The organism is Ligilactobacillus equi DSM 15833 = JCM 10991, from assembly GCF_000615765.1.
In the GTDB taxonomy this organism is placed as follows: Bacteria; Bacillota; Bacilli; order Lactobacillales; family Lactobacillaceae; genus Ligilactobacillus; species Ligilactobacillus equi.
Map to the genome: position 1 here is coordinate 1 of NZ_BAMI01000023.1, position 12746 is coordinate 12746.

The following is a 12746-nucleotide window of genomic DNA, read 5'->3' on the forward strand; positions in this document are numbered from 1 at the left end:
CTCAGCTAATTTGGCTGGGTTTTTTGTCTTCATTTATCAGTTTTTGGGATGAAGTAGTTGATTTAACCGATGATACCAATAGCCCATGGAAATGGTAGTCGCTGCAAAAAGAGCAACGAAAATATAGTGCAGCCAAATTAATTGATGGGCTAGTGAGTAGTCGGTTGGCGCAATTGCGGCAATAAACAAAACTAACCATGCTGCCTGATGCCTTTTAATGATCCGCCTATACTGTTGTTCACGTTCAGTACGCAAATCATTGTTTACCTTAGTCTGTAGCTTAACATCATTTTTCTTCATATCACTCTGCCCCTTTAGTAATAAGTTGATAGGTAATTATATCATCTAACTGTAGGAAACTGTCACTTTCTTTGTGGAAATTGATCAACTCAATCTGCGGGAACATATCAACACTAATTGCGGGAATTGGTCGCCCCGAAATTAAGCCAATTTTGCAGGTAGTCTGTGGAAACTGATCACCACTAAGGACAAAGCCTATTAAATCAACATTTCCAGTTCCATACAAAAAAGGTGTATCTATCTGTGGAAACTGGTCACAAAAAGATACACATTTTTTGATTTTATAAATGCCTTAACGGCGCGGTTTCTAGCGTCCTACTTTTTCCGCTCAAGAACCGTTACGCTCTCGACATGCGTAGTTTGTGGAAACTGGTCAACGGGTAAGATTGGTTGAGTTACCTCGTAGCCATGGTCTTTAAATTGCTGGAGGTCACGGACCAAAGTAGCTGGGTTACATGAAATGTAAACAATCTTTCTTGGTGCCATTTGGGTGGCGGATTCAATTAGACTCTCCGTCAAACCTTTTCTTGGTGGATCTACCATGATAACATCAGGCTTAATACCTTGTGCTTGCCACTTAGCCATCCAGCTTTCCGCATCCCCGACTTCAAATTCCGTATTATGAGCTAGATAGTTGCGCTTAGCATTTTCCTTGGCATCCTTGATAGCTTGCGGAACGATTTCCACCCCATAAACCTTCTTCGCATGCTTGGCCATATTTAAGGAAATCGTCCCAATACCACAATAAGCATCGATAACGGTTTCGTTACCTGTAAGACCAGCACGCTTGATAGCTTCATTATAAAGTTTTTCAGTTTGAACCGGATTAACTTGGTAGAAAGATTGAGCTCCAATTTCAAAAGATAAACCATTCAAAGTATCGGTGATAGTTTCTTTACCAGCTAAAAGTCTCGTTTCCTGACCCAAAATAACATTGGTTTTCTTATCATTAATATTATGCAAAACAGAAACTACATCTGGACATTGCTCTTGAATTTTTTGCGCAATTTCCTTAGCTTGGCGGAGGTCCTTAGTTCGAGTAACTAAAACAACCATGACTTCCTTAGAGTAGTATCCTCGCCGTACTAAGATATGACGGATAACACCGTTGTGATGTTCTTCATTGTAAGCCGGGGTACGGTAAAAACGCAGGATGTCTCTCACGGCAAGAAGAATTTCATCGATACGTTTATCTTGAATCATGAAGTTTTCCAACGGTAAGAAATCATGACTATTTTGCTTAAAAAAACCAATTTCTAACTGACCACGAACTTGTCGCACTGGTACTTGAGCCTTGTTACGATAGCCATATGGCGGTTCCATTCCTAAGGTTTGGTCCACGGATAGATCCAAATGAGCCTTTTTTAAAAGATCTTGAATTAACTTTTGCTTGAATTGTAATTGAGCCCCATATTTAAGATGCCCTAAAGGTGCAATCCCTGTTTGCATGTATTTTTGCTTAGGATTTTCCACACGGTCAGGGCTCTTTTTGAGATAGGCTAAAACCCGCGCATAACCAAAATTTTTGGTAGTTTTAGTCACCTTCACCATGACCTTTTCACCCGGTAAGGTATCGGCAATAAAGAGCGGATAATTATCCACTTTAGCCACGCCCATGGCTTGGTATGAAAGGTCAATAATTTCAACCTCTAATTCTTCTTTATTTCTAACGGGTGCATTAATTTTTGCCATATAATTCCTTTCACAAAAAGACGGGCGATTAGGCCCGCCTTTTTTAATCTTTGTTTTCTTGTTCCTTGAGCATTTCGTCAACACTTTTGACGAAGAGCTCCTTAGCATCGTGTTGGATTTGTTCTTCTTGTTGGGACATGGCATCATCAGCAATCATATCCGTATTAGCGAAGATTTCCAAGTGTTGCTTGAGATCGACGAAGGTCATAGGGGTATCACCACCATATTCCCCGTCGATATTAATCATCATTTCTTCATCTGCCTTGGTTTGAACAACTACCTTATTAGACTTAACATATAAAATTCGGTCGTCATCGATATGTTTTCCGTTTAAAACTTTGGTAATCAATTGCATGATATTGACTAAATTGCTAGTTTTCACCAAAATCAAGGTAAACTTCCCATCATCCAAGGAAGCATCCGGCACAATTTGTTCAAAACCTCCAATCGAATTGGTCAAAGCTAAGAAAAACATCGACGCTTTGCCATCGTAAACTCCATCATCATATTCTACGTGCAGGTCAATTGGCTTGATTTGGGGAAGTAATTCCGCCCCTTTAACCAAGTAAGCCAAGTAACCGAACAAGGATTTGAGTTCCGATGGTACGCGGTAAGTCACTTCAGATAAGACCCCACCAGCAGCAATGTTAACGAAATAATGTTCGTTAGCCTTCCCAATATCCATCTTAATGGTCTTACCATTAGCAATCACCTTAGCAGCTTCTAATGGACTTTCTCGTGGAATTTTTAAAGCTCGAGCATAATCATTGGTAGTCCCAGCGGGTAAAATGCCCAATTTAGGTGGATTTTCCAAGGGAGCAATCCCATTGACCACTTCGTTAATTGTACCATCTCCGCCAGCCGCAATAATAACTTCAAAACCATCTTCAGCTGCACGACGAGCTTCATTTTGGGCAGAATTTTCTTCCGCTGTCGTTGCGAAGGCACTTGTTTCGTAACCTGCTTTTTCTAAAACATCTAAAATATGCACCAGGTCGTTTTTCATTGCTTCACGCCCGGAGGTTGGATTATAAATAATCCGACAACGTTTTCTCATCATTATTTCCTCTCGTAATTAAAAGGCCAAGGAACTCCTCGGCCTTTTAATTATCTTTCATTCAGACTAGCCATTAAGAGTTGGTTCACAACTTTAGGGTTAGCTTGACCACGAGTTTGTTTCATGATTTGACCAACCAAGAAACCAACTGCCCGGTCTTTACCATTCTTAAAGTCTTCAATTGATTGGGCATTGTTGTCCAAAATTTCATCAATAATTGGTTGTAATTTAGCTGGGTCAGACAATTGTACCATGCCTTTAGCTTCCACATAAGCTTTTGGATCGGTGTCATTCTTAATGATTTCTTGGAAAACCTTCTTGGCAATCTTGGATGAGATCGTACCATCCGTAATTAACGTAATCATTTGGGCTAAGTGTTGTGGTGTCAAGGCCGTATCAGCTAATTCCAATTTTTCGGCATTCAAATAGGCATTCACTTCCACCATCAACCAGTTCGCAGCTAACTTAGGATCAGCCCCTGCCGCAACGGTCGCATCATAGAAGTTAGACATTTCTGGGGTTTGAGTCAAGACACCTGCATCGTAAGCTGGTAAGCCCCATTCTGTGGTATAACGTTCCCGGCGCTTGTCAGGCATTTCTGGAATTTCCGTCTTGACGCGTTCAATCCATTCATCATCAATATGAATTGGTGGCAAATCAGGTTCTGGGAAGTAACGGTAATCACTCTTGCCTTCTTTAACCCGCATTAATTCCGTCTTACCTGTAGCTTCGTCAAAACGACGAGTTTCTTGGTAAATACGACCGCCAGCCATGATAACTTCGGCCTGACGTTTAGCTTCGTATTCAAGCCCCTTACGTACGTGCTCAAAGGAGTTTAAATTCTTCATTTCCGTCTTAGTTCCGAAGTCCTTAGATCCAATCGGACGCACTGAAATGTTCACGTCCACCCGCATAGAACCTTCTTCCATCTTCACATCAGAAACTCCTGCGAATTGGATAATTTGACGTAAACGCGTCAAGTAGGCATATGCTTCATCTGGAGAAGCAATATCAGGCTTAGACACAATTTCAATCAAAGGTGTCCCTTGCCGATTTAAGTCGACGTAAGAATAACCATTAGGATTGTGGGTGTTTTTCCCAGCATCTTCTTCAACGTGCATTTCTTCAATCCCAATTTTCTTTTTAGAACCGTCTTCCAGTTCAATTTCTAGCCAACCATCAGTCCCAATCGGGGTTTGGGCTTGCGTAATTTGGTAAGCCTTTGGGTTATCTGGGTAGAAGTAATTCTTGCGGTCAAAGTGAATATCTTGGGTGATATTACTATGCAAGGCTAAAGCCGCCCGCATTCCCAATTCTAGGGCACCCTTGTTAACTTGTGGTAAAACCCCAGGGTAACCCCAATCAATCACGTTAGTATTGGTATTTTGTTCAGCCCCGTATTGCACTGGTGCTGGTGAGTAAGCTTTTGAGTTGGTTTTCATTTCAATGTGAACTTCCAACCCGATTGTTGTTTCAAAGTTCATGTTATGCAAAACCTCCTGGAATCTTAGTGAAGTCTGTGGCTTGTTCGAAGGCAAAACCTGCTTGGTACATGCGAGCTTCTTCGAAGTGAGGCGCAATTAATTGTAACCCAACTGGTAAGCCATTAGCAAAGCCAGCTGGTAACTCATCCCTGGTAAACCAGCTAAATTCACTGGAATCGTTAAGATATCGTTGGCATACATTACCACAGGGTCAGTTTCTTCGCCTAAACCAAAGGCCGGTGTTGGCGCCGTAGGTCCCATGATTAAATCATACTTTTCAAAGATACGGGCAAAGTCTTGACAGATTAAAGTCCGCACTTGGCCAGCCTTTTTGAAGTAAGCGTCATAAGTTCCGGCAGATAAGGAGAAGGTCCCTAACATAATCCGACGTTTAACTTCATCCCCAAAACCTTGAGAACGGGACTTCACGTAAACATCTTCCAAATTCTTAACATCGTCAGCACGGTAACCGTAACGAATCCCGTCGAAACGTTGTAAGTTTGAAGATGCTTCAGAAGAAGCCATAATATAGTAAACCGGCAAACCATACTTGCTGTAAGGTAAGGAAACTTCTTCCACGATAGCACCTAACTCTTCAAACTTCTTAGCAGCAGCTAGGATGGCGTCTTTCACTTCGGCTTGAACCCCTTCACCTAAGAATTCCTTTGGTAAAGCAATCTTCATACCTTTAACACCCTTGTCTAAATCCTTACTAAAGTCAGGGACTTGCTTAGGGGAGGAAGTAAAATCACGACTGTCGTGGCCAGAAATGGCATTCAAGACCAAAGCATTATCCTTAACGGTCCGCGTCATTGGTCCGATTTGGTCCATACTAGAAGCAAAAGCGATCAAACCAAAACGTGATACCCGCCCGTAAGTAGCTTAACCCCGACAATCCCGTTGTAGGCAGCTGGTTGGCGAATGGAGCCACCAGTATCAGAACCTAAGGAAGCCACCACTTGACCAGATGCCACGGCAGCAGCGGAACCACCGGAAGAACCACCTGGGACCTTAGTTTGATCCCAAGCATTCTTAGTTTGCTTGAAAGCGGACGTTTCAGTCGAACCACCCATGGCGAATTCATCCATATTTAACTTCCCAACTGTAATCACATCTTGGGCATTTAACTTATCCATTACCGTCGCATTGTAAATAGGGTTGAAGTTTGCCAACATCTTACTTGCAGCAGTCGTAGTTAAACCTTCCGTCACAATGTTATCCTTGATTCCCATGGGAATCCCAGCTAAAACATTATTAACATCAATGCCATCTTGATCTAATTGACGTGCCTTAGCTAAAGCTTTGTCTTCATTTAAAGCTAAGAAAGCTTCAACTTTTTCATCACGTTCTTTAATTGTCGCAAAAGTTTGCTTAGTTAATTCTTCAACAGAGAAGTCCTTATTAACCAAACCTTGGTGCAAACTAGTTAAATCCTCACTAAAATAGTTGACCATGCTTAGCCTTCCTCACTTTCATCAATAATTGCCGGTACCTTAATGTAGCCGTCTTCTTGTTCGGGTACGTTTTGCATCAAGACATCGCGATCCATACCTGGCTTGGCCACATCTTCACGCATAACATTGATGGCGTCTGTCACCGTGCTGGTCATCTTCACGCCTTCGGTATCAACTTCCTGTAATTCTTGCACCATGTTAATGATTTCATCCATTTGACCAGTGAACATTTCTAATTCTTGGTCGCTAAATTCCAATTTAGCCAAGGAAGCCACGTGCTTGACTTCATTTGCAGTAATTGCCATGTTATCCGTCCTTTATTTTTAGATTCTTTATAATTTTAACATATCTTGTCAATAATTTTAATAGCTAGAAAAGACATGCATGTAGTAAGCATCATCACCACTATCCTTGGAGACTAAAGCTTGCATGTCACCATCGGAACCCAAGATTGTAATTTCTACTGGAATATCACTTGGCAGGTAAGTTTTAGCCGCCTTAGTGACATATTGCGCAAAACTGTTAATTTCTGTTTCACTGTAGAATTGGGTGGTAATCTTAATTTTCATCCCTTGCAAGTTAGAACCCTTGTATTGCACTTGAGCCGTCACCCCAGCTAAATTAGGGAAGAAACCCTGAATCCGCTTCTTGAAAGAATTAAAAGCTGCTTCATCGTTGCTGTTAGGTGATTCATCATCTGATGCTGTTGGGAAGACATACGTTGCTAAATCTGTGTTATTCCAAGAAGAAATTTGGTCTCCACTCTTAACCACAGTGTAAGCATAAAAAGCGCCTCCCGCTAAGCTGTCATTTTCAGCTTGTTGGTACATGGCAATCACAATTGGCACATTATCGGGTACTTTTTCGGTGCTACGCAATCTTTCAAGCACCGCTTGGGCAGCCTTCTTCCCCTGGGCAACCATTTCTTCTTTCGAAATCGTAGAAGTATAAGTAGCTCCGTATTCTTCCTTTTGGTAGTAATCCTTACGATTCATCCCAATCCCAATGGTCATCCCTGCGAGACTTAACTTGCCGTCTCCGTCTTCTTTCATGTAATCTTGTTCTTCAATTTGTTGAACATACATGGGGTTTCGGGTATTCGGATCAGTCTTACCATTATCCACTGGGTTTAGACCAATCTTATTAGACTTAGACTTGCGGGAAAGCAACTTTTGTACGGTTGATTTCGATAAGATTTGCCCTTCTTGGAAAACATAAGATTTGGTGGAAAAAACATTTTTAGAAATTTCTGTCAAACCACTTTCAAAACTTTTCAAATTGTATAAATTATCTGAATTTTGAGCAATACCGACTCCCCGAGATTTGTTAGTCCGATAGCGACCATTAACAATGACCCCTGCGTAATTATCACCACTAGTCGACCCAGTAGTTTGGTAACCACTATTAGAATCTTTTTCTGTCGTTGTGTTAGTCGTCCCCCCAGAGCCTAAATTACCACAGGCAGTCAGTAGTAAAACACTCAACCCAACCACAACTAGGCTTTTAAGTTTCTTTGATTTTCTCAATTTTTTGCCTCCATTAATTCTGTTAAGGTACTATCGTTCCATACCTCAACACCCAATTCTTGGGCTTTGGTTAATTTTGATCCAGCCTTTTCTCCGGCAATCAACACGTCAGTTTTCTTAGATACAGACCCTGTCACCTTGGCACCATGGGCTTCCAACCACGTCTTAGCTTCGGAGCGCTTGAAGTTAGCAAAAGTCCCCGTCAAAACAATGGTTTTACCATTAACTGGACTATCCGCATTTAAGGTAGCTAGTTGTGCTTCATCTAAGCCTTGGTAATCCATGTTGAGACCAGCCTGTTTAAGTTTTACAATAATTGCTTGCACATCTTCATTAGCGAAATAAGTCACCACGCTTTGAGCAATAACTTCCCCTAAACCTTCAACTTGCGCAATTTCTTCTGGCTGAGCAAGCATTAATTGGTCCATCGACTTAAACTTTTGGGCCAATAAGAGACCGGCTTTAGAGCCGACGTGGCGGATTCCCAGGCCAAAAATTAATCTTTCAATAGAATTATGCCGACTATTATCAATAGCTGTCAATAGCTTAGTAATTGATTTTTCTTTAAACTTATCCATACCTTCTAAATCGCTGGCTTGTAAGTAGTAGAGGTCGGCCACATCTTGAATTAGATGAGCAGAGAAAAGACGGTCAATAATCTTAGGTCCCAAACCATCAATATTCATGGCATTTCGACTCGCAAAGTGGGCTAAAGATTCCTTAACTAGCGCCGGACAGTGAGGATTCAAGCAACGTAAGGCAACTTCACCATCTAAATGAACTAGCTCAGAACCACATTCCGGACAAACCGTAGGAATAGCATAAACTTCACTATCAGCTGGACGTTTATCTAAGACTACCATGGAAATTTCTGGGATAATATCGCCAGCCTTGTGAAGCTTGACCGTATCACCTAGGCGAATATCTTTTTGTTGAAGATAGTCTGGATTATGAAGAGAAGCCCGTGCTACCGTAGTCCCAGCTAAAGTTACCGGATCCATAACTGCCGTTGGAGTTACTACTCCCGTACGCCCTACTGTCCACTCAATATCTCTGACAACTGTTTCTTCCTCATCAGGTGGAAACTTGTAAGCAATGGCCCAGCGCGGTACCTTGACTGTATTACCCACAATTTTTTGCGTAGTTAAGTCATTGGCCTTAAGCACAATCCCGTCAATTTCATAAGCCAATTCTTGCCTTTGATCGTGGTATTGGTCGATGTAGGCATCAATTTCAGCTTGGCTGGTGGCCAGGTGGGCGTGTTCATCCACTTTCAACCCCCAAGCTTGCATTTGTTTTAAGGCTTGAGCTTGAGTTGTGATGCCAAACTTTTCCGGTTCCATGACATAGTATAAGAATACGCTAAGGTTTCTTTGAGCCGTAATCTTAGAATCTAATTGCCGTAAAGAACCCGCGGCCGCGTTCCGAGGATTAGCAAAGACCGGCAAGCCTTCTTGTTCACGAGCTTGGTTCAATTTCACAAAAGAATCCTTTGGCATATAACATTCCCCACGAACTTCGACCGACACGGGTTCCTTCAAAGTCAAAGGAATAGCCTTGATGGTTTTGAGATTTTCAGTGATATCTTCACCTATTAAACCATTTCCCCGCGTTGAGCCCTTGATAAATTTACCCTTTTCATAAGTCAAGGAAATAGCCAAACCATCGATTTTTAATTCACAATTGTAAGCCAAATCTTGACCGACATTTTCCGCTAACTTTTGGGTAAATTCTGCCAATTCTGCCTTGGAGAAAACATCCCCTAAAGATAACATAGGAATTTCATGGTCGACCTTAGCAAAGCCATCTAAAACCTTGCCTCCCACACGGTTAGTAGGAGAGTCGGCTTGTTTTAAGTCAGGATAATCAGCTTCTAGTTTGAGTAACTTGGCATAGGCTTCATCATAAACATAATCTTCCACCGTTGGTTGGTCGTTTACATAGTATTCCTGACTCCAGGTGTTAAGTTTGCTGATTAAAGCCTGCATTTCTTGCCGTACTTGTGCTTCCATCTTATTTCCTTTCTAAACTCGTTCAATCGGTGCGTAAGCCGCTAAGAGTCGCTTGATACCTTGTTCCTTAAAGGCCACGTCTAATTCAACATCCTTACCGCCAGAAACCTTGACAATCGTTCCTAAGCCCCACTTTTTATGCATAACTTTAGTACCGACCGTCCAAGCTTGGTCATTATTAGCTTGGTTAGCACTGGGACCAGAAGTCACTGGTACTTTCGGTTGGGTATTTTGGCGCTTTTGGGCCATTCTTTCCGCAAAAGAAAGACTACGACCTTGCTTGAAACTCGGTACATTGGCTCTTTGTTGGCGACTGGCATCCAGACGAGCTCCAAAGCTGGAAACCCGATTCGAAATAGCCTCTTCAAAACCCGCATTATCACTCTTGATTAAGTCTTGGTCAATTTCTTGAATAAAGCGGGATTCAGGATTGGTTTGGCTACGACCATATAACATGCGGCTAAAGGCGTTGGTCAGGTAGAGCTCTTCCATAGCCCGGGTAATTCCCACGTAAGCCAAGCGCCGCTCTTCTTCCAGTTCGTTTTCATCGACGCTGGCCCGTGACAATGGGAAAATTCCTTCTTCCATCCCCATCAAAAAGACAACAGGAAATTCCAACCCTTTGGCAGCATGTAAGGTCATCAGGGTTACCTCGTTTGGTTCTTCTTCGACTTGGTCTTGGTCGGAAACTAAAGCTAAGTCTGCCAAGAAGTCCGTCAAAGGAACACTATCTTCCTCAGCCGGTTGCCAAGTCTTGTCGAATTGTTGGGTAACAGTCATAAATTCATCTAAGTTTTCCAAGCGACTTTCATCTTCAGGTTTCTTAGATTCCACTAAGCTTTGACGGTAACCAGACCACTCCAAAGCTTTTTGGGTAATTTCTGTAATGGAAACCCCAGAGTTGGTCAAGGCGTGTAGTTGCATAATTAGCTTGGCAAAGTTTTCTAAGGCACCGGCAGCCTTGCCACGGATATCAGCCATCATCACATCTTGAGCCGCTTCTAGCAAGGACAGCCCGTACATATTAGCGTAATTTTGTAACTTGGCTAAAGACGTCGCCCCAATCCCACGTTTAGGTTCGTTTACCACTCGTTCAAAGGAAATCGAATCGCGAGGATTAGCGGCTAAACGGAGATATGCCAAGATGTCCATGATTTCTTTTCGTTCGTAGAAACGATGCGCCCCGATTAACTTGTAAGGGATATTAGCCTTAATCAAGGCTTCTTCAATTGTCCGCGATTGGGCATTGGTCCGATACAAGATGGCAATATCACCATAGTTTTTACCCTCGTTTTCTTGTTCTTTGATTTGTTTCAACACATAGTAGGCTTCGTCATTGGCGCTTTGACCACGATAATAGTGAATCTTAGCCCCTTGAGCATTTTCCGTCCACAAAGTTTTATCACGGCGATTTTGGTTATTTTCAATCACCGCATTAGCCGCAGCCAAGATAGTCTTAGTAGAACGGTAATTTTGTTCCAGCTTAATCACCGCTGCATCAGGGTAGTCTTTTTCAAAGTTCAAGATATTTTCCATGTTGCTCCCCGCCAACCGTAGATACTTTGGTCAGCGTCCCCCACAACACATAAGTTACGGTAACCTTGGGCAAGCATCTTCACTAATTGGTATTGAGCTTCGTTGGTATCTTGGTATTCATCGACGTGAATATAGTGGAACTTTCTTTGATAGAAATCCAAGACTTCTGGATTTTGGTGGAAGAGTTTAGTAGTTTCCATAATCAAATCATCAAAGTCCATGGCTTGGTTTTCTAATAATTTAGCTTGATACAAAGCATAAGCCTTGGCGACATTTTGTTCAAAAGGTGAATTGGAACTGGCCACATAATCTTCAGGCGCAATCAATTCATTTTTAGCATTGGAAATCGCACTTAATAGACTGCGAGAATCAAATTGCTTTGGGTCAATGTTCAATTCTTCCAAAACGTGCTTCATCAAGGTCTTTTGTTCACTAGTTCCGACAATGTTGAAGTTCTTGGACCGTCCCAATTTATCAATATCCCGACGTAAGATACGCACACACAAAGCGTGGAAAGTTGACACCCAAATTTCTTGAGAACTTTCGTCTTGAATCAAGTTATCAATTCTTTCCCGCATTTCTTTGGCGGCCTTGTTAGTAAAGGTAATGGCTAAAATATTCCAGGGACGTACATCTTCATTTTCTAATAAGTAAGCAATCCGGTGAGTTAAAACCCGCGTCTTCCCACTCCCGGCACCGGCCATCACTAAGAGTGGCCCTTGAGTGGTTACCACTGCCTCTGCTTGTTTATCATTCATTCCCGCTAATAAGTCTCTTGTCACCATTCTTCCGTCCTTTCTAAGTAATCTTTTTTATTATACCAAAGATTTCTCCCTTCTTGCTGGAATTTGAATCTTTTACCAATAATTTTGACACAAAAATGGCCGCCCTTATTAGGACGACCGTGAATAAAAATTAAATTAAGTGCACACCCTTGTCAACATAGATTGTGTCCCCCACAACCCCGGTTGCTAAATCACTCATTAAAAAGGCGCAAGCGCCCCCAACTTCTAATTGAGTTACGGAGTGACCATCAACAGTTCTTTCTTCTGACATGTTTAAAAGATCGCTATGCCCCTTGATTCCTGTCACAGCTAAAGTCTTGATAGCACCGGCAGAAATAGCGTTCACGCGCACACCAAACTTAGCCATATCACGCGCTAAGTAACGCACGGAAGCTTCCAAGGAGGCCTTGGCAACCCCCATCATGTTGTAGTTAGGGATTGCTCTTTCAGAACCAAAGTAACTCAAAGTTACAATACTTGCAGGATTTTTCAATAATTCTAACTCTGCAGCATATTTAGAAACAGCAATCAAAGAGTAAGCTGAAATATCTTGTGCCATCGCATAAGCATCACGATTAACATCCATAATGTCACCCTCTAATGCTTCCTTAGGCGCAAAGGCAATCGCGTGAACTAAACCATCCACTTGACCAAAACGTTCCTTAACAGTTGTGAAAGCAGCTTCGATGCTAGCATCACTTGCCACATCACATTCTACTAAGCTATTTTCATCATCAATCAGTTTGCCTAAACTCTTTTTAAGCCGTTCATTTTGGTAAGTAAAAACCAAGTTTGCCCCTTGGTCTAACATTTGTTGGGCGCACCCCCAAGCGATTGAACGCTTGTTAGCCACCCCCATAACCAAAATAGTTTTACCTTCAAGTAAATTTCCCATGATTT

Annotated in this window: 8 protein-coding genes and 2 pseudogenes; all 10 read right to left on the minus strand. The window is 42.1% G+C overall.

Going from position 1 to position 12746, the window contains the following annotated elements:
- Positions 1–36: 36 nt before the first annotated feature.
- Positions 37–300 carry a hypothetical protein gene (locus JCM10991_RS06250; protein ID WP_023860549.1) on the minus strand — a complete coding sequence of 88 codons (264 nt, stop codon included), beginning with the start codon at positions 298–300 and terminating at the stop codon, positions 37–39.
- A gap of 315 nt (positions 301–615) precedes the next feature.
- On the minus strand, positions 616–1992 hold the full coding sequence (gene rlmD, locus JCM10991_RS06260) for a 23S rRNA (uracil(1939)-C(5))-methyltransferase RlmD (protein ID WP_025020879.1): 1377 nt from the start codon (positions 1990–1992) through the stop codon (positions 616–618).
- A gap of 43 nt (positions 1993–2035) precedes the next feature.
- Positions 2036–3049 (minus strand): diacylglycerol kinase, encoded by a 1014-nt coding sequence (locus JCM10991_RS06265; protein ID WP_025020880.1) that lies wholly within the window; start codon positions 3047–3049, stop codon positions 2036–2038.
- A gap of 50 nt (positions 3050–3099) precedes the next feature.
- The gene (gene gatB / locus JCM10991_RS06270) at positions 3100–4533 is read right to left on the minus strand and encodes an Asp-tRNA(Asn)/Glu-tRNA(Gln) amidotransferase subunit GatB (protein WP_025020881.1); all 1434 of its coding nucleotides are present in this window, start codon (positions 4531–4533) and stop codon (positions 3100–3102) included.
- Position 4534: 1 nt separating this feature from the next.
- Positions 4535–5987, minus strand: a pseudogene (gene gatA / locus JCM10991_RS12920) (Asp-tRNA(Asn)/Glu-tRNA(Gln) amidotransferase subunit GatA).
- A 2-nt stretch (positions 5988–5989) separates the two neighbouring features.
- The gene (gatC, locus tag JCM10991_RS06280) at positions 5990–6292 is read right to left on the minus strand and encodes an Asp-tRNA(Asn)/Glu-tRNA(Gln) amidotransferase subunit GatC (protein ID WP_023860555.1); all 303 of its coding nucleotides are present in this window, start codon (positions 6290–6292) and stop codon (positions 5990–5992) included.
- A gap of 57 nt (positions 6293–6349) precedes the next feature.
- On the minus strand, positions 6350–7513 hold the full coding sequence (locus JCM10991_RS06285) for a CamS family sex pheromone protein (RefSeq protein ID WP_025020882.1): 1164 nt from the start codon (positions 7511–7513) through the stop codon (positions 6350–6352).
- Positions 7510–9525, minus strand: a complete 2016-nt coding sequence (gene ligA / locus JCM10991_RS06290; RefSeq protein ID WP_025020883.1) for an NAD-dependent DNA ligase LigA — start codon at positions 9523–9525, stop codon at positions 7510–7512. The genes JCM10991_RS06285 and ligA overlap by 4 nt, the downstream gene beginning before the upstream one ends.
- Positions 9526–9537: 12 nt before the next feature.
- Positions 9538–11846, minus strand: a pseudogene (gene pcrA / locus JCM10991_RS12925) (DNA helicase PcrA).
- A 130-nt stretch (positions 11847–11976) separates the two neighbouring features.
- The gene (gene fabI / locus JCM10991_RS06300; protein ID WP_025020884.1) at positions 11977–12741 is read right to left on the minus strand and encodes an enoyl-ACP reductase FabI; all 765 of its coding nucleotides are present in this window, start codon (positions 12739–12741) and stop codon (positions 11977–11979) included.
- Positions 12742–12746: the final 5 nt, after the last annotated feature.